Annotated in this window: 24 protein-coding genes; 9 read left to right on the plus strand and 15 right to left on the minus strand. The window is 49.5% G+C overall.

What is annotated here, in order from left to right; genetic code table 11:
• Positions 1 to 301 precede the first annotated feature (301 nt).
• From BLU47_RS06805 to BLU47_RS06825, 5 genes are all read right to left on the minus strand, one after another.
• Entirely contained in the window at positions 302 to 1,105 is an 804-nt protein-coding gene (locus BLU47_RS06805; protein ID WP_143025495.1) for a hypothetical protein, read from the minus strand.
• A 415-nt stretch (positions 1,106 to 1,520) separates the two neighbouring features.
• Positions 1,521 to 3,086 (minus strand): NAD(P)/FAD-dependent oxidoreductase, encoded by a 1,566-nt coding sequence (locus BLU47_RS06810; RefSeq protein ID WP_091960243.1) that lies wholly within the window; start codon positions 3,084 to 3,086, stop codon positions 1,521 to 1,523.
• 6 nt (positions 3,087 to 3,092) lie between these two features.
• Positions 3,093 to 3,512, minus strand: a complete 420-nt coding sequence (locus BLU47_RS06815; protein ID WP_091960246.1) for a GtrA family protein — start codon at positions 3,510 to 3,512, stop codon at positions 3,093 to 3,095.
• A gap of 898 nt (positions 3,513 to 4,410) precedes the next feature.
• Positions 4,411 to 4,716, minus strand: a complete 306-nt coding sequence (locus tag BLU47_RS06820; RefSeq protein WP_091960249.1) for a Dabb family protein — start codon at positions 4,714 to 4,716, stop codon at positions 4,411 to 4,413.
• Positions 4,717 to 4,740: 24 nt separating this feature from the next.
• Positions 4,741 to 6,150, minus strand: a complete 1,410-nt coding sequence (locus BLU47_RS06825) for an RluA family pseudouridine synthase (RefSeq protein WP_091960252.1) — start codon at positions 6,148 to 6,150, stop codon at positions 4,741 to 4,743.
• A gap of 120 nt (positions 6,151 to 6,270) precedes the next feature.
• Between BLU47_RS06825 and BLU47_RS06830 the strand changes: the two genes are divergently transcribed.
• Both BLU47_RS06830 and BLU47_RS06835 read left to right on the plus strand, forming a co-directional pair.
• Complete coding sequence (locus BLU47_RS06830; protein ID WP_091960255.1) at positions 6,271 to 6,909, plus strand: cytidylate kinase-like family protein; 639 nt, start codon at positions 6,271 to 6,273, stop codon at positions 6,907 to 6,909.
• A 3-nt stretch (positions 6,910 to 6,912) separates the two neighbouring features.
• The gene (locus BLU47_RS06835; protein ID WP_091960258.1) at positions 6,913 to 8,814 is read left to right on the plus strand and encodes an AAA domain-containing protein; all 1,902 of its coding nucleotides are present in this window, start codon (positions 6,913 to 6,915) and stop codon (positions 8,812 to 8,814) included.
• Here BLU47_RS06835 and BLU47_RS06840 read toward each other — a convergent pair.
• Genes BLU47_RS06840 through BLU47_RS06850 form a run of 3 tightly spaced genes read right to left on the minus strand, consistent with a single transcriptional unit; the run spans position 8,797 to position 11,716 of the window.
• Positions 8,797 to 9,723 carry a DMT family transporter gene (locus BLU47_RS06840; protein WP_091960261.1) on the minus strand — a complete coding sequence of 309 codons (927 nt, stop codon included), beginning with the start codon at positions 9,721 to 9,723 and terminating at the stop codon, positions 8,797 to 8,799. The two genes, BLU47_RS06835 and BLU47_RS06840, sit on opposite strands and share 18 nt — an antisense overlap.
• Entirely contained in the window at positions 9,723 to 11,318 is a 1,596-nt protein-coding gene (locus BLU47_RS06845) for a pectate lyase (protein ID WP_091960264.1), read from the minus strand. The genes BLU47_RS06840 and BLU47_RS06845 overlap by 1 nt, the downstream gene beginning before the upstream one ends.
• 17 nt (positions 11,319 to 11,335) lie before the next feature.
• Complete coding sequence (locus BLU47_RS06850; RefSeq protein ID WP_091960590.1) at positions 11,336 to 11,716, minus strand: cupin domain-containing protein; 381 nt, start codon at positions 11,714 to 11,716, stop codon at positions 11,336 to 11,338.
• Positions 11,717 to 11,988: 272 nt separating this feature from the next.
• On the opposite strand from BLU47_RS06850, the gene BLU47_RS06855 reads away from it, so the two are divergent.
• Entirely contained in the window at positions 11,989 to 13,125 is a 1,137-nt protein-coding gene (locus tag BLU47_RS06855; protein WP_091960266.1) for a GNAT family protein, read from the plus strand.
• 22 nt (positions 13,126 to 13,147) lie between these two features.
• On the opposite strand, the gene ispG is transcribed toward BLU47_RS06855, so the two are convergent.
• The 5 genes from ispG to BLU47_RS06880 form a co-directional block, all read right to left on the minus strand.
• Complete coding sequence (gene ispG, locus BLU47_RS06860; RefSeq protein ID WP_091960269.1) at positions 13,148 to 14,563, minus strand: (E)-4-hydroxy-3-methylbut-2-enyl-diphosphate synthase; 1,416 nt, start codon at positions 14,561 to 14,563, stop codon at positions 13,148 to 13,150.
• A gap of 4 nt (positions 14,564 to 14,567) precedes the next feature.
• A complete protein-coding gene (gene purE, locus BLU47_RS06865) occupies positions 14,568 to 15,074 on the minus strand; it encodes a 5-(carboxyamino)imidazole ribonucleotide mutase (protein WP_091960272.1) in 507 nt (168 codons plus the stop codon).
• A 27-nt stretch (positions 15,075 to 15,101) separates the two neighbouring features.
• Positions 15,102 to 15,722 carry a phosphatase PAP2 family protein gene (locus BLU47_RS06870; RefSeq protein ID WP_091960592.1) on the minus strand — a complete coding sequence of 207 codons (621 nt, stop codon included), beginning with the start codon at positions 15,720 to 15,722 and terminating at the stop codon, positions 15,102 to 15,104.
• Positions 15,723 to 15,742: 20 nt separating this feature from the next.
• Positions 15,743 to 17,230: an RNA polymerase factor sigma-54 gene (gene rpoN / locus BLU47_RS06875; RefSeq protein WP_091960275.1), complete on the minus strand. Its 1,488-nt coding sequence runs from the start codon at positions 17,228 to 17,230 to the stop codon at positions 15,743 to 15,745.
• A 67-nt stretch (positions 17,231 to 17,297) separates the two neighbouring features.
• Positions 17,298 to 17,945, minus strand: coding sequence for a hypothetical protein (locus BLU47_RS06880; RefSeq protein ID WP_091960277.1), 648 nt, complete (start codon positions 17,943 to 17,945; stop codon positions 17,298 to 17,300).
• 80 nt (positions 17,946 to 18,025) lie between these two features.
• On the opposite strand from BLU47_RS06880, the gene BLU47_RS06885 reads away from it, so the two are divergent.
• Both BLU47_RS06885 and BLU47_RS06890 read left to right on the plus strand, forming a co-directional pair.
• A complete protein-coding gene (locus BLU47_RS06885) occupies positions 18,026 to 18,751 on the plus strand; it encodes a hypothetical protein (protein WP_091960280.1) in 726 nt (241 codons plus the stop codon).
• Positions 18,748 to 20,052 (plus strand): histidine-type phosphatase, encoded by a 1,305-nt coding sequence (locus BLU47_RS06890; RefSeq protein ID WP_091960283.1) that lies wholly within the window; start codon positions 18,748 to 18,750, stop codon positions 20,050 to 20,052. The genes BLU47_RS06885 and BLU47_RS06890 overlap by 4 nt, the downstream gene beginning before the upstream one ends.
• Here BLU47_RS06890 and BLU47_RS06895 read toward each other — a convergent pair.
• On the minus strand, positions 20,049 to 20,474 hold the full coding sequence (locus BLU47_RS06895) for a SufE family protein (RefSeq protein ID WP_091960285.1): 426 nt from the start codon (positions 20,472 to 20,474) through the stop codon (positions 20,049 to 20,051). The two genes, BLU47_RS06890 and BLU47_RS06895, sit on opposite strands and share 4 nt — an antisense overlap.
• Before the next feature lie 27 nt (positions 20,475 to 20,501).
• Entirely contained in the window at positions 20,502 to 21,743 is a 1,242-nt protein-coding gene (locus BLU47_RS06900) for a U32 family peptidase (protein ID WP_091960288.1), read from the minus strand.
• 96 nt (positions 21,744 to 21,839) lie between these two features.
• Here BLU47_RS06900 and BLU47_RS06905 point away from each other — a divergent pair, with 96 nt between their 5' ends.
• From BLU47_RS06905 to BLU47_RS06920, 4 genes are read left to right on the plus strand one after another with little or no spacing between them, the layout of a single operon-like run.
• Entirely contained in the window at positions 21,840 to 22,193 is a 354-nt protein-coding gene (locus tag BLU47_RS06905) for a hypothetical protein (protein ID WP_091960291.1), read from the plus strand.
• Between the two features lie 15 nt (positions 22,194 to 22,208).
• A complete protein-coding gene (locus tag BLU47_RS06910) occupies positions 22,209 to 24,449 on the plus strand; it encodes a pectate lyase family protein (protein WP_091960293.1) in 2,241 nt (746 codons plus the stop codon).
• Positions 24,446 to 25,243 (plus strand): C1 family peptidase, encoded by a 798-nt coding sequence (locus BLU47_RS06915; RefSeq protein WP_091960296.1) that lies wholly within the window; start codon positions 24,446 to 24,448, stop codon positions 25,241 to 25,243. Before BLU47_RS06910 ends, BLU47_RS06915 begins: the two co-directional genes overlap by 4 nt.
• Positions 25,240 to 25,620, plus strand: coding sequence for an L-rhamnose mutarotase (locus BLU47_RS06920; protein WP_091960298.1), 381 nt, complete (start codon positions 25,240 to 25,242; stop codon positions 25,618 to 25,620). The genes BLU47_RS06915 and BLU47_RS06920 overlap by 4 nt, the downstream gene beginning before the upstream one ends.
• Position 25,621: the final 1 nt, after the last annotated feature.

Raw genomic sequence — 25,621 nt, forward strand, 5'->3', positions numbered from 1 at the left:
AATCAGGTGGGAGTACCTTTTTTCACGCAATAAACCCAGCCTTATTTTTGCGTAAGGCAGGGTTATTTTGCGGAGTTCTCAAACGAATCAGAATAATTGACGAAGTCGCTTGCCTAAGCAAGAACCGTTCCGTGGTCTATCACTTACGGAGAAACTCAGGAAATGATTAGCAGAGCTGGCATAATGTTTTTGAGGCTATATGTTCCTCTGATTTTTTTAGATGAGAAACAGGTACCAATCCCAGCGTTCTTAATGGTCTTTCCATAGGAATTTGTAGCAAATTCTCCAAAAGGAATTTTCTTTATTTTAATTCTAGTTGCTTGACGGATTTGACACTAAACAGAGTACATAATTGTCCAAACAATAATAAATATAAGGGAAGTGAAGGTAGAACTAATCTTTCCCACTCTTCTTGAGCTCCAATAATAGCAACAATTATGTTACTTACACCTAACATATATATAAAAGATGTAGTCCATGGTAATGAACGTTTCATATAAATCCAACGTAAAAGGATGATAGTGTAGATAATTATAAAAAGATAAAGCGTATTGAGATTGAATCCGATCATATCAAAAACTGTTGCGAATCCTGGTGCTAAAGTTAGGAATAAAGATTTTGATTTAGATCGATACAAACGACCAAAACAACTTTTTATTACTTTATTAGGATGGCTTTTATATGAATCCATAATTACATTGTGAACATCTTTAAGACCATAAGATTTAATCAGCGTCATTATACTTACCTCTCTGGACTTGTTTTCGATATCTTCTTTTAATTGTCCATTTTCAATGACATCAGGATTAATCAGGTTGTATTGATAAGCAATAACCATTTGGTTGATGGTGCCAACACATGAAGAAGATAATATTCCATACTTATTTTCAAATACTTTCATATATGAAAAGAGTGAGACAGTAGCAAAAAGAGTTCCTATTATTCCAAGGGTTGCAATCATTTTCTGCTTTTTTACAAAGAAATAACTCCATCCAATAAAGAAAACAGGAAGCATATAAACTAATGCTGGTCTTAGAAGCATTAACATAGATAACAAAATAGCAATTATTATCGTACAATAGATTTTATGTTCCTGATGTGTCATCTTTATTATAAGATATATCAAAAAAATGGTTCCAGAAAAAGCAAAAGACTCTGTAAGAATAAAATTGTTCCAGGTAGTTATACACGGGAAGATTGAATAAAATAAAGTGATCCAGAAGCTAATGTTGAAGGAAGAACATAACTCTTGTGTTATTATATAGAAGAATCGAATTGAGATAAGAAATACTATATGTTGTACACAAATGGCTGCTGTAAGGAAATAAGTTCCAAAAGCCAGTTTCATTAAGCCCAAGAAAATAGGATATATGGGGGTTCGAAATATGTCTATTTCACCATTTGAAATATGATCCCATGCTTCGACATACGTAGGACTATCAGGCGTTTTTAGAACTCCCCATCCCAAAATAAGTATAAGTGAACTTGCTATTGCTAACAAATAAATAATCTTCAAATCTTTACTTAGTTTCATGATAATCTTCCTCCGTATTTACTGCCCAAATAGCTTGTTTGTTATTATTCCCATTACAAATAGCATCTACAGCCTCCATTGCTGTAAGCATTGAGTGATCCATATTGTTATAGCGATGTTGACCATTACGTCCAACACAATACAAATTGTCTATCTGGTTCAAGAAATGTTTCACCTTGTCCAATTCATAGTATGAGCCAAAATAAGAAGGATAAGCCTTTCGGATCTTAACCTGAGTGCTATCAAGCACATCACTGGCCTCAATGAATCCTATGGAAACGAGTTCCTTGATGGCCATATTAATAAAATCCTCCTTGGACATCTGCCATAATTCATCACCTTCTGAGCAGAAGTATTCAAGTCCTATCCACATCGTTTCCTTAAAGTCCTTGATCAGATAGGGTGACCAGTTGTTGAAAACCTGAAGTCTTCCAATCTTGACGTCGCGTTCTTGAATATAAATCCATGTGTCTGGTATTCTGTTTTTGTAGGTTTTAATGCTTGTTTGGTTGTGCATGTTTAGCTTCTTAACCAGCAGACCTACAGTTATGAAATCTCTATATGGAAGTTCCGAAGCAATCCTGCGTACATCTTCAGGAATTTCTATCCCCTTGATACATGCGATAAGATCTTTAATAGGCATGCTACTGAATAGGTATTTACAGTCCATTTGCTGTTTGCTTCCATCTGGCATTAATACTTCAACAGAAACCACATGTCCATCGGTAATTTGAATGCCTGTCACTTTGCTTTGCATGTATATTTCGCCACCACGTTTCTTGACATCCTCTGCAGCAGCTTCCCATAACTGGCCTGGTCCCAATTTGGGATATACAAACGATTCAATTAGAGATGTCTCAACCTTACCTTTACCTTTTATGCCAAGGGCTTTACTAAGCATGTCTTTAATGATGGTCAATATTGATAATCCCTTTACTCGCTGTGATCCCCAGTCTGCACCAAGTTTAGAAGGATGAATACCCCATACCTTTTCAGTATAGTCTTCAAAAAACATACTGTATAGCTGGCGTCCAAAACGATTAATATAAAAGTTCTCAAGTGATGTCTCCGGAAGTTTGACTATTGTAGCCTTAAGATACCCGAATCCGGCACGAACAGTTCTCCACAATCCCATACCGCTAAATGTACTCCATTTGAGTGATATCGGATAATCAAAAAAATGGCGCAAGTAGAAAATACGGGAGACCCTTTCACGCTCCAACATAACCCTGTCTTCTTTTTCAGGATCAGGACCATTGGGTGATAGATTCTTCTTTTTCCCAATGATTATGTCATCTTGTGAAGGTGCGCCTTGCAAGGGCATTATTTTCTGCCAGAAATCTGTTACTCTCTTGCTCTTACTGAAAAACCTGTGGCCACCGATATCCATTCTGTTACCCTTGTAGTTCACTGTCTGTGATATACCGCCAATAGCTTCCGTTTCTTCAAGAATAACGGGATGAATATCGGTTCTTTCCTGCAGTTCATAAGCTGCTGTTATACCAGCAGGTCCTGCACCTACAATAATTGCTTTTTTATTCTCTTCTTTCATTGCTTTTTATGATTTGAATAATATGATTTTACGTCCTATAAAGTTCCATGCCATAACGATAGCTGCGGTTATTGGTTTTGATAGCATATAATGTATATGAATACAATCTGTCAGTAGATAAAGCATTGCGTTATTGACTAAAAGACCAATGACGCCTATAAGACTATAAATAATAAATTCCATCATGCGATTATCAAGCTTAGAATTTCTGAATATCCAGCGAGTGCTGATGGCATAATTGACGATGAGTCCTGCTATAAAGGAAATGGTAGCAGAAAGCAGATAGTGAAAATGGAAATATTCGGTTAGTAAGAAAAGTAGTCCATAGTCAACAAGAAAAGCAATTCCACCGACGATTATATAACGAAACAGCTGTGCAAGCCAGTTGTTGGTGTCATTTACGAATAATTTTACTATAAGCCCCATACTCAGATAATTCTATCTCAGTGCCTATAGTCTCCCGGATTTGGCTAAATACATAAAATAAAGAAACGTGGGTGCTCTACTTCTGCCTATCCCACTTGCAGGCTCTCGCATTGCCCTTTCACCAGGATAAGCAACTCGAGATAGCCCACGTTGAGATATATTGACACACCCCACCTAAGGTAGGGCTAGTTACAATACACCAACGTGAACGCTTCGGTTGCGTATCTTCGGTGAAATGCGTAATTTGCGAGATTAGCAAGTGAAGATAACGTCCGTAAACGTCCTTTTATACCACAAAAATGATGATTCTCAACCCTTTCAGGCTATTCGAATCGTCTGCAAAGATAAAGATTAATTCTGAATCCACAAAGTTTTTCCGGAAGTAATTACCATTACTCCGAATAGAAAATTAATTTCTCCGAAAGTAACGAAAATTACTTTCGGAGAAATAGGAATTGCGATTTTACCCTCCCTTCCTCCCGTCACCCCTCTCAAATGCCGATGTACAGGGCGTTTGAGGCACGGGAGGGAGAATGATTGTCCCTCCCGTTACCCTCCCTTTTTTTGGTTCGCTCCCTCCCATTTTGAAAACAAGGGACCCTAGACGGGAGGGAAACGGGAGGGATGTTTGTTTTCCCTCCCGTCCGTGAACCCCAGTAAATAAAGGGATTCCGAGCGAAAAAGGGAGGAAGGGAGGGTAAAATCGAAAAACTTTTTTTTGCGTCGAATAAGGAACGCTTATTGATGAATAAGGGACGCTTATTGCGAAATAACCCAAGGTTATGGGGGAACAACCTTGGGTATTAATAGTAGCCGCGAGTCCGTAGGTTCGGACTCGCAGTCCGTCGGGACGGACTAAAAACAAAGCCTGGAGGCGATTCCTAACCTTGAGAGAGCCTTAGATTTCGAAGTCGAGGCAAGAGCGCTGAACGGTATAGGGGCGAACCTTTCCGTTGGCTACTGCGACGTGCTCAGGATGAACGGCATAGCCCTTCAGCGCCTCTTCGCTCTCCAAGGTGCTGTCTAACATCACATCGGCATTCGAGGATGCCAGGCGTCCGTCAATGTGTACCTTTACGTCGATGAGTCCGGGGACCTTTCCTACAAGTCCTTCCAAACCAGCTTTAATACCTGCCTTAACGGCTTTCTTCTCTTCTTCTGAGAGTTCTGGATTCAATGTCCAGAGGATAATGTGCTTAACCATACTTTTTATATTAAAAATTAAAGATTAAATTTCAGAATCAACGAAGGGGGGAGAGGATGCGAGGTGCATCTCCTGACCTGTAATGGGGTGACGAAACCATATCTCCGAGGCGTGGAGCATCAATCTGTCGCCCTTCGTGCCATAGAGCTCGTCGCCCACAATAGGACGACCTAACCCGTCGGGATGGGCACAATGGATGCGGAGCTGGTGGGTGCGACCCGTTTGCGGATAGAGTGCTACAAGATCGTAGCTCAGAAACTCGTAGTCCGTCACCGCCGGCTTGCCGTGTTCCAAGTCGACGACCTGGCGCGGACGATTCATCGGGTCAGGACGGAGCGGAAGGGAAATGCGGCAAAGCCTACCCAAGCCCTCCCCAAGGGAGGGATGTTGGTTAGTTGATTGCTGGTATTTAACACCCCACCCCTGGGGAGGGTTTGGGTGGGCTTCCAACATCGCCACATATTTCTTCCTGACTTGATGTTTGATGAACTGCTCCTGCAAGAGGCGATACACCGCTAACGTCTTTGCGACAATCAGCAGTCCTGACGTCCCCATATCCAGCCGATGAGCAACCATACAGCCAGGATAGCGTTGCTGCATGACGGTCTCGACACTATAATCCTCAATGCGTCCGGGCACAGACAACATCCCGCTGGGCTTGTCGACCACCACCATAGCATCGTCTTCATAGATGGTCTTCACCTCCAATCGGGCAAAGCCCTGAAGCTCAGGGTCAGGATCTACCTCCAACCCTTGCAACATCCACGTGAGGACGGGCTTGCACTTACCCCGACAAGCCGGATAGTAGTTCAGATGCTGACGCAGTTCGGTCTTTGTCGTAGCACCCCACCAGAACTCCGCCATACATACAGGATGCAACCCCTGTTGATAAGCATATTGCAAGAGCTTTGGCGCACAACAGTCACCCGTCCCACCTGGAGGCAACGGATACTTCTCACGCAATTTTGGTCGGGCATAATAATCTTGCCAGATGTCCACCAAATCCCTTACCTCACCACGAGCATTGAGCAACTGGTACTGATGGAAGAGCCACATCTGCAGGTCCTGCGACATCTTTTTAGAAGTAAGTGGAGAGAGGTGAGCGGTGAGAGATATCTCGCGCTCCGTCGTCTTGAAATGTCCGTCGGGCTGTTGCGCATCATAGACGGGAGGCACGAAGAAATCCCAATCGTTTCTGCCTGCCAACAACCCGCTATAAGCCGCCAGATAAGCCAAGCTACCCTGATGCTCCACCACCAACACGCCAAACATCTTGCCTCGGTCAGCATCCTCCCTGATTTCCACATGACTGCCGATAAAGGTCTGCACCTCACGAGCCGCCAACTGGCATAGCGGATGCGGCTCATAGCAGAAAGGATAGGTAAAACGCTGGGGCTTCTGCAGGTCGGTATGTAGCGGATGTAAGTGTTCCATCGTTGCAAAGGTATATAAAATTTTCAAATAATCATCCATCTTTTTGGTTTTGTGCTTACTTAATTGTATCTTTGCAACCACTAAGACATACTAACACTAACACTTTTTAAATTAATCAGCATGAAGAAGAACGAGAAATTTGTCATTACGATTAATCGTGAGTTGGGTTCCGGTGGCAGAACCATTGGTGAGAAACTAGGCGTGAAGTTGATGGTTCCTTTCTATGACAAGGTACTCATCCAACAGTTGAAAGACCAGTACCACCTCACCGTTGAAGAGATTGAGCGTCTGAAAGGACAGAAGCACAACTGGTTGGCAGACTTCAAGCGTAGCATGATGGTGATGCCTAACTACGTGGCCCCTCAGTACATAGGAACCCCCAACAGTATTCCCGATTTCCTGTTAACAGACGATATCTTCCAGACAGAGACGGAGATACTGAAGAGTATGGCAGACGACGGCTCATGTGTCATTGCCGGACGTAGCGGATTCTATATCTTCCGCGATCATCCCAACCACCTGAGCATTCTGATTCAAGCCTCCATGCAACACCGTATAGACCGTCTGATTAGGAAACGCAGAATCTCCGCTGAGGAAGCGCGCGAGATTATCACCAAGGTGGACGAGATGCGCGAGAACTATGTCAAGAAATACACGGGTACTTCAAGATACGACACGCGCAACTACGACCTGGTCATCAACATGGACGACCATACGGAGGATGAAGCCGTGGAAATCATCATGAAATACATCCACTAAGAGATGGCTCCACAAACATCGCCCATACAACTACTCCAACAGCAACGCCTCTTGTTGCAGTTGGAGTATAATACTGAAAAGGAGGCCTTCCGTCAGCAGACCGAACAGATCGGGATAGAACGGAAGGTGAAACGCGGCGATGCATGGTGGCCTGTCAAAGTCATCCGCAGCTATTACAACTCACTCAACCAACTGGCTGTCGAGGTGATGCGCCAGACCGATACGGATATTGAGCACAGTTTTGAGTTCGGTCGACCAGTCCAGTTCTTTTCCGTCGACACAGACCATTCCAAGATTTCGTATTTCCGCTATACAGCCACCGTCAGCTATGCCGATGGCGACCGTATGGTCATCACCATACCTGACGGCACAAGCGTCCTTGACTTGCAGAATGCCGAGAACCTGGGTGTCCAACTGTCGTTCGACGAGACATCCTATCGAACCATGATGGACGCCCTGGACCGTGCCATCAAGGGGAAAGGACGGCTGGGATACCTGCGCGACCTGTTCTATTCACACCAGAAACCTGAGACCTTTGTCTTCCCTTCCTTGCACTTCCCCTACCTGAACCCCACACAAGAGGAAGCCGTCAACCAAGTGCTGAGGGCAAAGGATGTGGCTATCGTACACGGACCGCCAGGAACAGGCAAGACGACAACGCTCGTAGAAGCTATCCGTGAGGCGCTGATGCGCGAGAACCAGGTGCTGGTCTGCGCACAGAGCAACATGGCCGTCGACTGGATTTCCGAGAAACTGGTTGACCGAGGCATCAACGTGTTACGCATCGGCAACCCCACCCGAGTGAACGACAAGATGCTGTCGTTTACCTATGAGCGTCGCTTCGAAGCCCATCCCGACTATACCCAGCTATGGGCTATACGCAAGGCTATTCGTGAACTGCGTAGCCATCGGAAACGCGCTGATGAGCATTTCCACCAGAAACTGGAAAGCCTGAAGAGCAGGGCTACCGAACTGGAAATCCGCATCAACAGCGGTCTCTTCGGCGAGGCTCGCGTCATCGCCTCCACGTTGGTAGGCAGCAGCAATCGCCTATTGGACGGTCAGAAGTTTGGCACCTTGTTTATCGACGAGGCAGCCCAAGCCCTGGAAGCAGCCTGCTGGATTCCCATGCGCCGTGTCAGTCGCGTCATCCTGGCTGGCGACCATTGTCAGCTTCCTCCCACCGTCAAGAGCATCGCAGCCCTCAAAGCCGGACTAGGCAAGACACTCATGGAGCGCATCGTGGAAATGCATCCGGAGGCCGTCACCTTGCTGAAGATACAATACCGCATGAACGACGACATCATGCGGTTCAGCAGCAACTATTTCTATGAGGGAAAGGTGGAGAGCGCACCAGAGGTAAAATACCGCAGCATCCTCGACCTGGATATCCCAATAGAATGGATTAGTCCCAATCATCTAGACAATCTAGAAAAGCCCGATTACCACGAACAATTCGTCGGAGAATCCTTCGGGCGAATCAACAAGGCAGAGGCAGAACTCACGCTGAACACCCTGCAACACTATTTCGAGCGCATCGGCAAGCAACGCATCTTGGACGAGCGTATCGACGTCGGCATCATCTCACCCTATCGGGCCCAGGTGCAACACTTACGGCGCCTACTGATGAAACGGGAGTTTTTCAAACCCTTCCGACGACTCATCAGCGTCAACACCGTCGACGGTTTCCAGGGACAGGAGCGCGACGTCATCATCATCTCTATGGTACGAGCCAACGACGACGGACAAATCGGATTCCTACGCGACCTGCGACGCATGAATGTAGCCATCACACGAGCCCGCATGAAACTGATTATCCTGGGCGACAAGAACACATTGACTCGCCACCCTTTCTATCGCCAGCTATGGCAATACATCCAACAATTGTCAGGAAAGGAAGAATAAAGACACGCCCACCACACTAATCAGTGCTCCCAACACGCCTTTAAAGGTGATTGGCTGACGGAACAGCCAATAGGATGGCAGGATGATGATAATAGGCGTCAGCGCCATCAGTGTACTGGCTATTCCTGCACCCGTGTACTGGACAGCCATCAGCGAGAAGCCCACTCCCACAAACGGACCAAAGATGGTCGTGGTGGTTGCTGCCGTCATGTCTACCTTGTCACACAAGGCTTCACGCAGGGGTTTCAGTCCTTCCTTGAAATACAATAATAAGGTGAAACCCAACAGACCTGCAATACAACGGAAGAAATTGGCAGAGAACGGCAAGAGCCATGCTGCCTGCTGTCCATCCATAGAAGCTTCGTAATAGTTCATGCCTATCTTGCTCAGCACCAGTCCTACGCCTTGGCATACAGCTGCTCCGATGGCGAAAAGCACCCCGTTAAGGGGCAGTTTCAATGACACCCGATGGTGCTCTCCACGGCCTAAGACCGAGATGGCAATACCAGAGAGGGTGACCAGCATTGCCACCATACTCATGAAGGTCATTTGTTCGCCTAAGGAAAGCCAGGCAGTAAATGCTGCAGCAAGGGGAGCCAATGTCATAAACAGCTGTCCGAAACGCGAACCGATAATGATATAGCACTGGAAGAGACAATAGTCGCCTATGACATAGCCTACCAGTCCTGACAACAGCATCCAACCATAGGCTTGCATGGAACCACTCAGCGGTAGCGGACTGCCTGTTGTCAGCCAAAACATCAACGAGCCGAACAGTAAGGCAAGCATCATGCGCAACACATTGAGCACCAAGTTGCCCATACGCTTGCTGCCAAACTCTGAAAGAAGGGCGGTGGCAGTCCAGGAGAAAGCCACGCCAATAGAAATCAATTCACCTAAATACTGCATTATTTCCGGTTGCGCAGATAGTTCATCAACATCACCATGTTCCAGATATAGGTTCGCGTGGAGATACCTTTCACGCTTCGGTTCTCGTAAGGCGAGGTATCATACTCATCACCTACCATCTTCTGCGCATAAGAACGGTCCTCACTACTGGCAGGCATGGTGGACGGAATCGGTTGATAAGGGTTGGAAATCTGGTTGAAAACGGTTAGCCATCGGCCTTGCTCATCCAACGAGGAGATGACGGCATCAACACTTGGCATGCCAAACTGCCGGCGCGCACCCATCGGACGACGATAGTAACATTCTTGCGGACCGCTGGTAGCAGCCTGCTTCAAGGGAGAATTCTCCTGCAACTGCTTGGCATCCAATGCCTCCGTCTCACGTAGCAGTTGGCGGAGCGCTTCGGGATTGGCTGAATAGAAAGAACTGTAATGGGCTATCGTTCCCTGAGGAATACTGTCGGTATAGTACTCACCATTCACGACGTTGGAACCCTTCCGGTGTACGTACATCGGTTTACCATTGTCGGGGTTGATGAATCTGGGCAGGAAGATATCACCCTCACCCAACGGACGACGACCTAGCATCGACACCCATTCATCAGGCAACTGCTGACGCTCCAAAAAGCGGATAGCATTGGGAATTCCTTGTAAGAAACTCTTGTCACCCGTCATCTTGTAGAACTCCACCATCTGGCGAATCATGGCAACAGTCGTTCCTGTGTTCACCGCGCGTGGCTCATAACTACGGGCATGTGCCGGCTTACGGTCTTTGACACTATACTGGTCAGCCCACCCTGCCAAGGGCAGTGGTTGTTGTAAGTCACGCATACAGTACATCGCTCTCAGGATAGGTTCCCTCAGTTCTTCCATTCCCAACGAGGTATAGCATTGGATGAGGAAGTCGATGTTACGAGGCATCACGTCGTCATTAATCGTGATGAACGACGAATAATCTGCCTGACCACGGAACGGGTGATCATACATCAACGGATAGCGTTGAGGCCACCCGCCATTCTCGTACTGGCTCTTCAAGAAGAAACCGATAGCACGTTGTAAGGCGGCATGGAACTCTGGATCTTTTTTCTCCAGGTAGATGCGGAGCAGGAACTCAGCACTGTGCATCGTTGCTTCGTCGTCGAAAGTAGCATTGCCATAGTAATGCTGGAACTCCTCCAATCGCCAGGCCTGACGACCGATAGTGGCATACCAGCGTTTTGTGGTCTCCTCTGACTCATAGTCGAACATATAGTTCCAGCCTCCTGAGGGTTGCTGACCATGTATGATGCAACGTGCCACCTTGCAGGCACTGTCGTAATAATATTCGTCGCCCGTCACATGATAGGCATCCAGCAACACCTGTCCGATGTCTGGCGTACCTGGTGATTGAAGCCACACCATCGTACGCCAAGCCTCCAGCTCACCCCACTGTCGCGAATAATCAGGCAGATAGTTCCATACGAATCCACCTTTGTAAGATGCCACGTCCATCATGTATTGCGTGGCGCGGCGCATGGTCTGCTCTACCTCCTTGTCGCCAGCCTTTGCGGACAAGGCGACAAGGAAGATTGCAACATATAAGGTCAGCCGTTTCATGGTTGTACTGTTTTATCTTATTTCTTGCCCAAGAAATCAGCACGCATGGGGCTGAACGTGTCAATCAGCACACCGGCTTCCAGACATACGGCACCGTGAAGCACATCAGGAGCCACATAATAGCCGTCGCCAGCACTTAGGATTTTCTTCTCACCGTCAATGGTCAGTTCGAACTTACCACTGGCAACATAGGTGGCCTGAGTGTGATAATGTCTGTGGGGCTTGCCGATGGCACCCTTCTCAAACTTAACCTTCACAACCATCAGCTGACCGTCGTAGCCCATGATCTGGCGCTGTACACCCGGCTCTGCATCTTCCCACTTCAAATCCTTCTCATAGAGGAAACTGGCACTGCGCGTCTTCTGGCAGCATTCCTTTTCGCATTTTTTCTCGTTCATATCACATTTCTTTTTACAATCTCCTTGGTTCTGTGCACTTACCGTTAGTGCGGCCATCATTGTCACGGCCATCAAAATCATTTTTTTCATTGTTACTATACTTTATTTGTTCTAATAAATTTTTATTAAGACGTTCGTAATTCGTTTTCGTTTAACTTTTATGCCAAAAATTCCACTTTCTCATGATACATTTTCATTTTATTTTGTATCTTTGCACATTGAAAAGAAAAATGAGAACTCGACCTTTGGTCGATTTTAACTCAACATAAAGAATGAGCACGATTGAAATCAAACAAGTGACTAACCATAAAGAACTGGTACAGTTCGTCCAGTTCTACTACGATTTGTATCGCGGCAACAACTGTGCTGTGCCTTATCTATACAGGGATGAGATAATGACACTGCGACAAGATAAAAACCCCTCCTTTGAATGTTGTGAAGCCTGTTATTTCATGGCTTTCCGAGACGGCAAGATGGTGGGCCGTGTGGCAGCTATCATCAACCGACGTGCCAATGAACGATGGAACTGCCATCAGGTACGTTTCGGATGGTTCGACTTTATCGACGACATCGCTGTCAGTTCTGCCTTGTTACAGGCTGTTGAGAAATGGGGACAGAGCAAGGGCATGACGGAGATAGCCGGACCCTTGGGCTTCATTGACACCGACCGCGAAGGCATGCTTGTTGACGGTTTCGACCAGCTATCCACCATGTACGTCAACTATAACTACCCCTACTATCCACAACACATGGAACAGATGCAGGGTTTCAAGAAAGACAATGACTACGTGGAGATGAAGGTGAAAGTGCCAGAGGTCGTGCCGGAGAAGTTCTCAAAAATCACCGAAATGGTGCGTAAACGCTATGGTCTGCGTGTTCATAAGTTTACGCGCAAGGAACTGATTGATGAGGGATGGGGATATAAGATCTTTGATTTGCTTAATGCCACCTATAAAGATCTCTATGGTTTCAGCCAGTTGTCCGATCACCAAATTAACAAACTGGTAAACGACTACATTAAGATAGCCGACCTGAACTTAGTGACGGGAATCATGGATGGTGACAAACTAGTCGGTTTCGGCATCACCTTCCCCTCGTTCTCTGAGGCTATGCAGAAGACACATGACGGTCGTTTCCTGCCCTTCGGATGGTGGCACATGCTGAAAGTCCTCAAATGGCACAAGACGCCACTCGTCGACTTGCTGCTTATCGGTGTATTGCCCGAATATCGCTCCAAGGGTGCTAATGCGCTCATCTTCGACGATCTCATCCGCTGGTTCCAACGCTACCATTTCGAGTGGGCTATCACAGGTCCGCAGATGGAGAGCAACGAAGGTGTGCTGTCGCAATGGCAATACTTGGAAGCCACTCCGTATCGTCGTCATCGTTGCTACCGCAAGATGCTATAAGACGACACGGAATGGCTTCAGCTCACTTAATAGATTCATTCTCTGCGATAAGCTGCAAGAGTCGGTCGACAGCTTCATCCTCGGGAATGTTCTTCGCTACACAGACTTTCTGCTTATAGAGGGATATCTTGCCGCGTCCTGCACCAACATATCCATAGTCGGCATCAGCCATCTCACCAGGACCATTGACAATACAGCCCATAATACCGATCTTCAAGCCTACCAGATGACTTGTTGCTGCCTTGATGCGGGCAATGGTGTCCTGCAAGTTATACAAGGTACGTCCACATCCAGGACAGGAGATGTATTCCGTCTTGGTGAACTTGATGCGGGCAGCTTGCAGGATAGCGTCCGCAAGTTCGACAAGATTCTTGGAACCAACAGGGCTCATGGACTTTATGACCAGTTTCGTGGCCTTGCGGTCGATCAGCAGAGCACCAACAGCCATCGCAGCTTTGAGTTGGAAAGTCTCCCAGTCGGGAGCATCCATGGTCAGCGTGATGGTATCATCCTTGATGCTGGCCTCAGCCTCTGCACGCAGTTGGGCACATTCAGGAATCATATCTACCAGTTTACGGGCTACCGGAATCTCACACTCGGGTTCTTCCGATAATGATACACGAATCGTGTCTCCAATGCCTTCAGTGAGCAAGGCACCGATACCGAGAGCTGATTTGATACGTCCATCCTCACCCTCACCGGCTTCCGTCACACCCAGGTGCAAGGGATAGTGCATGTCTTCCTGATCCATTGTCTGAACCAACAGGCGGACGGTTGTCACCATGACAACGGTGTTAGAAGCCTTGATGCTAATGACCACATCGTCGAAATGCTCGCGTTTGAAGATGCGCAGGAACTCCATACAACTCTCGACGATGCCCGCCGGAGTATCCCCATAACGCGACATAATACGGTCGGAGAGCGAACCGTGGTTCACACCGATACGCACGGCGGTATGGTGCTCTTTGCAGATGTTCAGGAAAGGAACGAGCTTTGCTTCAATCTTCTTCAGTTCCTCGGCATACTCCTCGTCAGTGTACTCCAGGTGTTTGAACGTGCGTCCTGGGTCAACATAGTTGCCAGGATTGATACGTACCTTCTCGCAATATTGTGCAGCCACATCAGCTACGTGAGCCGTAAAGTGGACGTCAGCCACCAGTGGTGTCATGTAGCCATCAGCCTTCAGACGGGCCGAGATGTTCTTCATATTCTCTGCCTCACGGGTACCCTGAGTGGTGAAACGAACCAGTTCGCCACCAGCGTCAATGATGCGTTTGGCCTGAGCCACACAACCTTCTGTATCATTGGTATCCTTCGTAGCCATCGACTGGATACGAATAGGGTTGTCACCACCAATGGTTATCTGTCCCACATGGGCGACAGTGGTGGGTCTTCGATGTATAGGGCTTATGGGGCTAATAGGGCTAATGGGACTCATGGGACTAATTGGTCTTAAATTCATATTTCACATCCGCCAAATCCTTGTTGGCCTTCTCTATCTTCTCTTTCAGCCCACTCTTGTAGTCAGCAAGGCGCTGGGCAATAGCCTCATCGCTCAGAGCAAGCATCTCGACTGCCAGGATAGCAGCGTTCTGTGCACCGTTGACACCTACCGTTGCCACAGGAATGCCCGGGGGCATCTGAATGATGCTAAGCATGGCATCCAATCCGTCTAACATGCCCTTGATAGGTACACCAATGACAGGCAGCGTCGTTGAGGCAGCTATCACACCAGGCAAGGCAGCAGCCATACCCGCTGCTGCAATAATCACTTTCAAACCGCGTCCCTTAGCTTCCTTAGCAAAAGTTTCCACTGCTTCAGGGGTTCGATGGGCAGACAGCGCATTGACCTCAAAAGGTACCTGCATCTCGTTGAGCAACTTGCAGGCTTTCTCCATAACGGGCAGGTCGCTCGTACTGCCCATGATAATGCTTACGATAGGATTCATTCTATTAATTATTTACGGTTTTGCATTCTATATCATAAGAACCACGATGGCGGCACACAGGAAACCAACCCAGAAACCGACAACTACCTGTGCCAGACTATGCTGTCGCAGAATCATTCTACTGGTACCTAACAAACCTGCTACGAGGAATATCAGGCAAAGCCACCACACAGGATTGAAGTTCAGGTATTCAGCGAAGGCGAACAGTGCTCCTCCCACCCCGCCGATGGCAGCGGTATGGGTGGAAACTTTCCACCAGAGGTTAATCAGTGCACACACGATTTGCACCAATAGGGCAGCAATGACGATTGCACTCATAAAATGAGGCATATGGAGCCATTCCATCACATAGATGCATACGAAATAACACACGATGGAAATCATGTAGGGCACCATACGCCGCTCGCGGTGACCCAGTTCTATCAAGTTCCATCCCTGATATCTCCGATACATATGTATCAGTACCGTGGGCAGAAGAATCGTAAACAGATAGGACAAGGTGAGCACTTCCAACTTATAGAAAAAGGGGAAGATGCTGAGATAGCTGAACAAGAAAAGCACTATCAGTCCAAGCATCGGCAGATAGAACGGTGTAAAAACCATGCTAATGATGCGCGCAGCAAGAATCATCTGTTTCTCTCTTCTCATATCCTTCTCATTCAAAATCATTACGAACGCCGCAAACGTGCGACAGGTATACCAAGCTGCTCACGATATTTTCCGACGGTGCGACGGGCTATGGGATAGCCTTTCTTGGCCAATTCCTTAGTCAGCATATCGTCACTCATTGGCGAACACTTATCCTCAGCAGCTATGAGGTCGCGCAAGGCAGCCTTGATTTCCCGCGTGGAGAGTTCTTCGCCTTCAGCGGAAACATATCCACTGAAAAAATAGCGAAGAGGGAACGTGCCCCAACGGGTCTGGGCATATTTGGAATTGCTGACACGTGAGACGGTGCTCAGGTCGAGTCCGGTCTTCTCAGCAATATCTTTCAGTATCATAGGACGTAATAAGGCCTCGTCGCCTTCTTCAAAGAAACGGTGTTGCCACTGGATGATTGCCTGCATGGTGACAATCAGTGTATGGCGACGTACCTGTATAGCCTCTATAAAACTCTGGGCGGCATCCACCTTCTTCTTCGTATAAAGCAATGCCTCCTTCATCTGACGACTCATATTATCCTTGTTCGTCTGGTATTCCTTCAATGTATCGGTGAACGACTGTGACACGTGGAGTTCGGGAATGTCGCCGCCATTGAGTGTAAATGTCACCGTACCGTCGTCCTGTGTGTCGATAATGAAGTCGGGGGTTATCTGTTGTACGGAGCGCCCTACCACCTCTCCCAAGGAAGTGCCCGGTTTAGGGTTGAGTTTACGTAACTCACGAATCAACACCTCGGCTTGTAGGTCGGTCAGTCGGAGTTGCTGCTGTAACTTATCCCAATGCTTTCTGGTGAACAGTTCGAAATAGTCTTCGATAGTCTGAAGCATCAGTGCTTTCAGGTTTGAAGGTTTACGGCGCTGTATCTGTAGCAACAGGCACTCCTGCAGCGAACGGGCTCCAATGCCGGCAGGGTCAAACTCCTGCAACTTGCGCAACACGCGTTCTATCTGCTGTTCAGGCACATCCACGTTATGGTAGATAGCCAGTTCGTCGGCAATGCTATGAAGCGGCTTGCGCAAGAGTCCGTCGTCGTCAAGCGAACCGATAAGGTATTCCATCACACGTTCCTCCTGCTCAGTGAGTTCTGCCATACCCATCTGGTTCTTCAGCTGGTCATAGAAAGACTCGGTCTGTCCATAGACCACTTCCTCGCGCTCCTCTTGGTTTGACATTCCTCCATGATAGACAGGCAGATCCTCGTCATCGCGCCCTATCGACTCCAAGGCGGCATCAAGCGCCGACTGGCGTTCTTCTTGTTCGAAAGTCTCTGGGGTTTCTATGGTATCAGGTGTCTCGGAGTAAGCAGCATCGTCAGCAGGCTCTGTTGATATCTCCAAAGCGGGATTGTCATCCATCTCCGCATTGACCCTTTCCTGCAGTTGCGTAATAGGCAGTTCAGTCAATTGCGCCTGCAACAACTGTTGCTTCGTAATCGTCTGTGTCAGCTTTTGTTGCTGCGCCAAATCCTGTACCTGAACTTGCTCTTGTGCCATAATCGTGTGCAAAGGTACTAATTATTAAGAGCAGGACAAAATAAAATCAACATTTTTTATACTGAGATTACAGATAGTAGGCCCGCAACTGGACTGCATAGGAAGCCAACTGCCGGATATCCATATTCCCATAGCGGTCCCAGATTTGCTGACAGGCAGTCATCAGCGGATGAACGATAACATCACGACGATGCAGATAAGGGTCACAGTGCTGAAAGATGTTCAGCACGTCGACAACCACGGACACTGGCACTTTCAACAGGCTGGCCATATTGCGGACCTCGGGAGTCTCAGCCACCATCGTAATAGGTGTCAACCGGAAATACAGGTCGAGAATCAAGACCAAGGAGATGGGCATCAGGCGCTCCTCTCCCTCTAACGGGTGGAAGTCACGTTCAAAGGTCTCTTCCACCTCGACACCATCATAAAAGTCTCCACTGCTATTGAATCCTATCATGTTGCGCAACAAGCTCACGGCACGTGTCAAGCGCTTGGGATTACGTCCATACTCCTGCCAGATACGTTCTATGCGCGGTGTTTCCAAATTGGCTATCTCACACTGTCGTGCAAAGAGCTGTTCTGGTGCTAAATGCAACTCCAAGCACAGGAAGATAGCATCACGACTATACATGGGTTTCACACCAACGGGTTTACGCAGGTATAGCTGCATAACAAGCAGCCAATAATCGTCCTGCCAGTTCTGATTCTTTGCCATGATAGTTACTTTTTTATAGTTTTATGTTGCAAATATACGACTTTTTTCTTATATTTGCACTCCAAAGAGAAAAATCTTTTATGAAAAAGGCACTATTGTCAATGCTATTCACTTTTGCGGCCTGTCTGATGGCTTGGGCTCAAAAGTCCTTGACGCCAGCTCCTGTTGGTATGAAGCCTTTTTATATCAGTCATTACGGACGACACGAATTGCAACACCACGGCCAAGTCAACGAGTATGTGCTCACTGATTCTGCGGCTCACAAGGAAAGAACCGTTATCTGCCAAATGGTGGAACGCTTCCCCGAGGTGTTTGTCGACAAGATGCCCGTAGATGCTCGCAGCATGACCAATGCCTGCTGCATCCTTGCCATGGAAAACGCGATGGTACAACTGTCCACATTCTATCCGAACCTGAACATCCACCACAATGCCACGCGTCGCGACTTAGGTTATCTGGACCAACAGCACAACCAACCACAGACCTGGCACCGACTGTTGCGGAAAATCATTGACGAGGCAGACAGCTGTATCAGTCAGCCAAAGCCTGGCATCAGCCTGCGCTATGGTCATGAGACGTCCACGACACCATTGGTGGGACTGTTTCCCGAAGGCAATCACATCCAGCTGGTATTCTATCGTCGCCATTTGGACGACCAGGACGTGCTGGTAAAGGTGCTGGTGGACGGCAAGGCAATCACACTGCCACTGCCGACCAAACAGTTGCCCTATTACAAGTGGAGCACTTTCCGCACCTATTGCCTCAAGAGACTGGAACTGCTGAATGAAAGGAGGGAAAAGCCATGAAACGGTTGCTCTTTTTACTGATAACCATCATCAGCCTGTCATGTGCTGCACAAAACGCGTTCGATTTCATTACGAAGAACCGTAACTTCTCTGCCAGCAACTACTGCATCTATCCTGACAGCATACAACCCCAGATGACACCGCCTCCGGCTGGCAAACAGCCTTTCTATATCAGCCACTACGGGCGACATGGTTCGCGATACCTCAGCAACCGCAAAGGCTACGACATTCCCTATAACATGCTGTGCAAAGCGGACAGCATGAACCAGCTGACTCCCATCGGAAAGGATGTGCTGCACGACCTGCGCTGGATTATCCAGGACTCCGAAGGTCGCTGGGGCGACCTGACCGGACTTGGCAAGCGACAGCACCGCCATATAGCACGACGCATGTCGGAACGATTCCCCGAGGTGTTCCGCGACAGTGCATTCATCGATGCCCGCAGCACAACAGCCAACCGCTGCATCCTGTCCATGGGGGCTGCCGTGGCACAACTTGCCGCACTGCATCCAAGGCTTGCCATCAGCCTGCATGCCTCCGAACAAGACGCCTGGTATCTGAACTACCAAGACCAGCAACTGCGCGACAGTATGAAAAGCCGTCGAGGCAACCAGGTGTACGCTCATTTCCGTCAGTCCAGAGAGCAGAATCCCCGACTGATGAACCTGCTCTTCATCAACCCCGACACCGTCAGCCAGATGATTAGCAAGCAATGGCTGAACTACTATCTGCTAAAAACGGCACTCATCCAGCAGAACACCCGTATGAACGAACGGACAAGCCTCATAGACCTCTTCACTTACGAGGAGATACACCGTTTCTGGCAACACGAGAATGCCTGGTGGTACATCATGCATGGTCCTTCTCCGTTCACTTCAGGACACCAACATTATACGCAACGCAAACTGTTGCGCAAGATGATTGAAGACGCCGACAGCATCATCCACACCGACCGTCGCGGTGCCCATCTTCGCTTCGGGCACGAAACGGTTATCCTGCCGCTCGTCTGCCTTCTTGGACTCAACGGATTTGATTTCGTGACCGACGACCTTGAGCAATTGGAGCCCAACGGGTGGTGGGCCTGTCTGGTGTTCCCCATGGCCAGCAATGTCCAGTTTGTTTTCTACCGTCAAGACGCGCAAGACGAAGACGTCATCTTTAAGGTGCTGCTGAACGAACAAGAGGCGAAGCTGCCCATTCCGACAGACATCGCCCCTTATTACCATTGGCGTGACTTCCGCCAACACTATCTCCAGAAAATCGAAGACTATGAGTTGCTGCGAGCCGCTTCAGCCCGTTAACCCTCCTTCGTCTTAAACGCCAAGGCGTACATTCTCATCTGCTTGACCATCGCCAACAGGCCATTCGAACGCGTGGGCGACAGGTGTTCCTTCAATCCAATCTTCTCGATGAAGTACAGGTCTGCGTCCAGGATTTCCTGGGGGGTATGACCTGACAACACGCGGATGAGCAGTGCCACGATGCCCTTTACGATCAGCGCGTCGCTCTCGGCAGTAAAGCGGATGACGCCATCTTCATAGTCGGCCTGCAGCCACACACGACTCTGGCAGCCGTCTATCAAGTTCTGCTCTACCTTATATTGCTCATCGAGCGGCTCTTGGTCGTTGCCTAAGTCTATGAGCAGTTGATACTTGTCCATCCAGTCGTCGAAACCGGTGAACTCTTCTATGATTTCGTCTTGTATTTCGTTAATTGTTGCCATGATTTTTTTCGATGTTTCGAGATTTCGTTATTTCGATGGGATGATTTTGAATAATTTGTCGCTGGGTCTTACCTTCTCGGGCACCTTGATGCTGACGCGCGTGCCTTGCTGGGCGGTCTGTATGCTGCTGTCGTCGTCGTGGATTTCGTCGACGGTGACGTACAGTGCTCCCGTGGTGGGACCGGTGATGAGCATCTTGTCGCCCACGGAGAAGGTGTCGGCCTCGACGGTGAACTCCGCCACGCCGAGCTTGGAGAAGTATTTCACACCCTTGCCGATGTATTGCTTGCGCTCGGTGGCGCACGAGCCGTAGTGCTTGTTCCACTCGCCCAGCGTCTGTCCCTGGTAGTAGCCGTCCCAGAAGCCGCGGTTGAAGACGGTGGCGAGTCGCTCGTCCCAAGCATCCTTTTTATCCTCTGTGAAGGTGCCGTCCAGCACGCTTTGGATGGCCTCGCGGTAGCATTGTACTACGGTCAAGACATATTCGGGACCGCGGGCGCGGCCTTCAATCTTGAACACCCGCACACCTGATTTCATCATGCGGTCGATGAAGCGGATGGTCTTCAGGTCCTTGGGCGACATGATGTACTTGTTGTCGATCTCCAGCTCGGTGCCCGTCTCGCGGTCGGTGACGATGTAGCTGCGGCGGCATATCTGCATGCAGGCGCCGCGGTTGGCTGAGCGCCCCGTGTTGTCGAGGCTCATGTAGCACTTGCCACTGACAGCCATGCAGAGGGCGCCGTGACAGAACATCTCGATGCGCACCAGTTCGCCGCTGGGTCCGGTGACGTGCTGCTCCTCTATCTGGCGATAAATCTCGGCCACCTGGTCGAGGTTCAGCTCGCGCGCCAGCACGACGACATCGGCAAACTGGGCGTAGAACTTCAGCGCCTCGATGTTCGATATGTTCAGCTGCGTGGACAGGTGCACCTCCATGCCCTTCTGGCGGCAGTAGGTCATCACGGCGATGTCGCAGGCGATGACAGCCGTTATCTCGGCCTCCACGGCGGCATCGATAATCTGGTGCATCAGCGCGATGTCCTCGCCGTAGATGATGGTGTTCACCGTCAGGTACGACTTCACGCCCGCCTCGCGGCACGTGGCGGCAATGTCGCGCAGGTCGTCGATGGTGAAGTGGTTGGCGGAGTGCGAACGCATGTTCAACTGCTCGACGCCGAAATACACGCTGCCGGCACCAGCCTTGAGCGCTGCAGCCAGCGAGTCGCGGCTGCCTACGGGTGCCATGATTTCAAAGTCATTCAGATTCATGGGTGCAAAGATACAAAATAATTGATGATTGACAACTGACAATTGATAATTATTTCGTAATTTTGCAAGCAAAAGATACTTACTGGACAAGAGAATATGAAGAAGATTCTATGGACTGGCAGCCTCCTGCTGCTCTGCACCGCCGTCATGGCAGACGATGGCGACAAGACCACTATCGACGGCATGAAAATACAGAAGATTACCTTCGACGGCGACAAGATGACCGTCAAGTATAATGACGGGACTGCCGACGCCACGTTCGACATGGCGGAGGTGGTCATCAGTTTCGAGGGTGCCACGAGCATCGAGGAGCGCATCACCATCGCCCGACAGGCGGGACTGGAAGGCAAGGCGATATACACGCTGAAAGGGGTGTACGCGGGAAAGAGCATGGCCGGTCTCAAGCCCGGGCTCTACGTGATAGACGGCAAGAAAGTTCTGATAAAATAAGGGAGGAAACCAACAATGAAGCATATCACATCACTCTTCACCCTGCTCGCCATGATGATGGCCACGGGCACACAGGCACAGAACGACGTCAAGCAGGACGCCACCAAGAACCAGGTACAGCTGAAGCTCGCTGACGGCACCTCGAAATACTATAACACGGCAGACATCCACGAGATGACTTTCGACAACGGCAAGGTCATGGCGGGTCAGGACCGATACGACAACACGGTGGCTGCCATCTCCTTTGCCAAGGCGATTACCGACCGGGTCAGCATCCTGGAGGCTAAGGGATGGCTGGAGGCTGCCTACGTCAAGTTCAGCGTGTATGGCAACATCCGCAATTACAACGTCTATGTGAAAGGCGGACAGTATGCCGACTACACCAAGATAGACCGTGAACTGGTGCGCAACTACGGCACCTACGGGCGCGCCGACGTGATTGGCCTGCAGGCTGCCGCCAACTATCAGCTGAAGGTAGTGCCCGTGAATGGCGACGGCACGGAACTGACCGCATTTGCCAGCGAGACGGGACTGCTGGAGGTGAAGGGCTACAGTCGGCAGGGCTTTGCCTTCAAGGACGGTTATGAGCCGGGCGCCTACAAGGCTGACGGTACGCTGAAGGCTAACGCCAAGGTGCTGTATGTGACGAAGCATAACTTCAACACCATCCAACTGGAGATGGTCAAGGACAACAAGGGAAACACCGAGACCTATACCGGACTGGGCGAGATTTTCAAGGCCAAGCAGAAAGGCTATGACACCACGCCGATGGCAGTCCGCATCATCGGCGAGATTACCACCAACGATGCCGATGCAGCCCAATTGATGAGTGATGAAGACGGACTGCAGCTGAAAGGAAATGGGGATGACACGGAAATGAACGTAACGCTGGAGGGCATTGGCGATGATGCCACCTTCAATGGCTTTGGCATGACGTTTTACAATGGCACAAAGGTGGAGATGCGCAACATCGGACTCGTGAACTTCAACGATGACGGCATACAACTGAAAGGTACCCAGCACGCATGGATTCACCATATCGACTTCTTCTACGGCAATGCAGGCAGTGCTGCCGACCAGAAGAAGGGTGACGGCTCACTGGACGTGAAGGACGACTCGCGCTACTGCACGTTCTCGTATAATCACTTCTGGGATAGCGGAAAGACTTCTCTCTGTGGCATGAAGAGCGAGAGCGGTCCCAACTATATCAGCTATGACCACAACTGGTTCGACCATTCCGACTCGCGCCATCCGCGTGTCCGCACCATGACTGTACACGTCTGGAATAACTACTATGATGGCGTGTCGAAGATTGGCGTCGGGGCCGTAAAGGGCGCTGACATCTTTGTGGAGTCCAACTATTTCCGCAACAGCAAGAACCCGATGCTGATTTCCGAGCAGGGCACCGATGGACGTGGCGGCTTTGCCGATGACCACGACGGAGGAATGATCAAGGCCTACGGTAATGTGCTGACAGGCAAGTCGGCCACCACCTTCAGGTCGCACAAGCAATACCCTGTCGAGTTCGATGCTTACGAGGCTGACACCCGCGAAGAAAAAGTGCCTGAAACGTATAAGTCGGTGGTAGGAGAATATACCTATAACAATTTCGACACGGACGCCAGTCTGATGTACGAATACGCGCCTGTCGCAGCCAATGACGTTCCCGCTGTCGTGACGGGCTTCTATGGTGCCGGTCGTATGAACCACGGCGACCTGCAGTGGACATTCAACAACACCACGGACGATACGAGCGATGCTATCAACGACGCGCTGAAAGCTGCCGTCATGGGCTATCACACAACGCTCATCGGCATCATGGGTGAGGAAGAGGAAACCTCTGGCGGTGGCGAACAAGGCGGTGGCGATGAACCTGCACCGGAGGGCATTATCCTTGCTTCTTTCGACGGTTCTCCCTCCAGCAGCATGTTCACGGTTGGCGGGAGCTATGGCGATGGAAAGATCACCTATAACAGCATTGGTTACAAGAAGGGTGTCAAACTGGACAGCAAAGGAAGCATCACCTTTACCCCTGCCAGCAACTACCTCATGACACTTGTTCTTGCAACTGCAAAGGATGGTCGCGACGTAAAGATAAACAACGAGACGACTACCGTGTCAGGTACCGAGAATTCGGAAGGTAAGTATTATGAACTGCAGCCCATTGCCATTACCAAAGGAACGCAGTATGTGCTGACCAAAGGTTCTAAGGAGAGTATTGTGATGCTCATCAAACTGGAGCCCGTCGCCGAATGAAAATACGGTCTGCTGTCTTCATGGTGGTGGCATTGCTGCTCACGGGATGCAGCAACCGCCCGCCAAAGGTGTTTGTCCACGATGTGCTGTTGCCCATGACGCCCGTCAAGAACCAGGGCAAGTCGGAAATCTGTTGGGCGTATGCCATGTTGGCTACCATCGAGACGGAACACATCCTGCGGGGCGACTCGGTAAACCTGTCACCCGTCTATGTCGGGCGCATGCTGGAAGATTACAAAAATCTCACCTCTCACCGCTCGCCTCTCACCGCTAATGACCGCGCCATGTGTCAGACGACGCTCAACATGATAGGCCGCCATGGCATCGTGGGCTACGACGTGATGCCCGACGACGCCACGCCCGACTTGCCCCTGCCGAAATGGGTCTTCATGCTCGGCGCGAAATACACGCCACTGGAGTTTGCCCACTCGGTTTGTGCACCCGACGAGTACCTGTCGTTGACGTGCTGGCCGGACTCGCCGTATTATCAGAAGGTGGACGTGCCGGTGCCCGACAATTGGGAGCACAACCGCTTGCTGAATGTCCCGCTGGACACGCTGAAGGCGCACGTAGACCGGGCTCTGCACCATCGACACCCCGTCTGCTGGGAGAGCCGCGGACATGCCATGGAGGTGGTCGGAATGGCTCATGACGAGCAGCAGCGGCACTACTATGTGATGAAGAACTCGTGGGGTTCTGACGACCCGTACAAAGGCTTGGTGTACATGCCCGTGAGCAAGATGTGGGAGGATATGATTGCCATTTACATGACTAAAACAGCATACGAACAATGAAAACTGAAGGCTACAAGGTACAGGAATACCATGGTCCCGTGAAGCGCTATTGCCAGACCATGGACCTGCGCGACAACGCGGAGTTAATCAGGAAATACAAGGAGGCGCACGACCGTGACCACTTCTGGGACGAGATCAAGCAGGGCATCCGCAGTGTCGGCATTCTCGAAATGGAAATCTACATCCTCGGGACGCGCCTGTTCATGATCGTGGAGACACCTCTCGACTTCGACTGGGACACGGCGATGGCTCGACTCGCCACCCTACCCCGTCAGGCTGAATGGGAGGCGTATGTCGCTCAGTTCCAGCAATGCAGCAAAAACGCCACCTCTGATGAGAAGTGGCGTATGATGGACAGGATTTTCTACCTGTATTAAC

The organism is Prevotella sp. tc2-28 (assembly GCF_900107705.1).
Classification (GTDB): domain Bacteria; phylum Bacteroidota; class Bacteroidia; order Bacteroidales; family Bacteroidaceae; genus Prevotella.

Coding starts and splice junctions, on each gene's coding strand:
- BLU47_RS06840 (WP_091960261.1), bottom strand. CDS start 9,723: ATGCAGTATTTAGGTGAATTGATTTCTATTGGCGTGGCTTTCTCCTGG.
- BLU47_RS06820 (WP_091960249.1), bottom strand. CDS start 4,716: ATGGTTAAGCACATTATCCTCTGGACATTGAATCCAGAACTCTCAGAA.
- BLU47_RS06915 (WP_091960296.1), top strand. CDS start 24,446: ATGAAAATACGGTCTGCTGTCTTCATGGTGGTGGCATTGCTGCTCACG.
- BLU47_RS06895 (WP_091960285.1), bottom strand. CDS start 20,474: ATGGCAACAATTAACGAAATACAAGACGAAATCATAGAAGAGTTCACC.
- BLU47_RS06835 (WP_091960258.1), top strand. CDS start 6,913: ATGGCTCCACAAACATCGCCCATACAACTACTCCAACAGCAACGCCTC.
- BLU47_RS06885 (WP_091960280.1), top strand. CDS start 18,026: ATGAAAAAGGCACTATTGTCAATGCTATTCACTTTTGCGGCCTGTCTG.
- BLU47_RS06850 (WP_091960590.1), bottom strand. CDS start 11,716: ATGAACGAGAAAAAATGCGAAAAGGAATGCTGCCAGAAGACGCGCAGT.
- BLU47_RS06890 (WP_091960283.1), top strand. CDS start 18,748: ATGAAACGGTTGCTCTTTTTACTGATAACCATCATCAGCCTGTCATGT.
- BLU47_RS06900 (WP_091960288.1), bottom strand. CDS start 21,743: ATGAATCTGAATGACTTTGAAATCATGGCACCCGTAGGCAGCCGCGAC.
- rpoN (WP_091960275.1), bottom strand. CDS start 17,230: ATGGCACAAGAGCAAGTTCAGGTACAGGATTTGGCGCAGCAACAAAAG.
- BLU47_RS06845 (WP_091960264.1), bottom strand. CDS start 11,318: ATGAAACGGCTGACCTTATATGTTGCAATCTTCCTTGTCGCCTTGTCC.
- BLU47_RS06810 (WP_091960243.1), bottom strand. CDS start 3,086: ATGAAAGAAGAGAATAAAAAAGCAATTATTGTAGGTGCAGGACCTGCT.
- BLU47_RS06910 (WP_091960293.1), top strand. CDS start 22,209: ATGAAGCATATCACATCACTCTTCACCCTGCTCGCCATGATGATGGCC.
- BLU47_RS06855 (WP_091960266.1), top strand. CDS start 11,989: ATGAGCACGATTGAAATCAAACAAGTGACTAACCATAAAGAACTGGTA.
- BLU47_RS06815 (WP_091960246.1), bottom strand. CDS start 3,512: ATGGGGCTTATAGTAAAATTATTCGTAAATGACACCAACAACTGGCTT.
- BLU47_RS06825 (WP_091960252.1), bottom strand. CDS start 6,150: ATGGAACACTTACATCCGCTACATACCGACCTGCAGAAGCCCCAGCGT.
- BLU47_RS06905 (WP_091960291.1), top strand. CDS start 21,840: ATGAAGAAGATTCTATGGACTGGCAGCCTCCTGCTGCTCTGCACCGCC.
- purE (WP_091960272.1), bottom strand. CDS start 15,074: ATGAATCCTATCGTAAGCATTATCATGGGCAGTACGAGCGACCTGCCC.
- BLU47_RS06805 (WP_143025495.1), bottom strand. CDS start 1,105: ATGACACATCAGGAACATAAAATCTATTGTACGATAATAATTGCTATT.
- BLU47_RS06880 (WP_091960277.1), bottom strand. CDS start 17,945: ATGGCAAAGAATCAGAACTGGCAGGACGATTATTGGCTGCTTGTTATG.
- BLU47_RS06870 (WP_091960592.1), bottom strand. CDS start 15,722: ATGAGAAGAGAGAAACAGATGATTCTTGCTGCGCGCATCATTAGCATG.
- BLU47_RS06830 (WP_091960255.1), top strand. CDS start 6,271: ATGAAGAAGAACGAGAAATTTGTCATTACGATTAATCGTGAGTTGGGT.
- BLU47_RS06920 (WP_091960298.1), top strand. CDS start 25,240: ATGAAAACTGAAGGCTACAAGGTACAGGAATACCATGGTCCCGTGAAG.
- ispG (WP_091960269.1), bottom strand. CDS start 14,563: ATGAGTCCCATTAGCCCTATTAGCCCCATAAGCCCTATACATCGAAGA.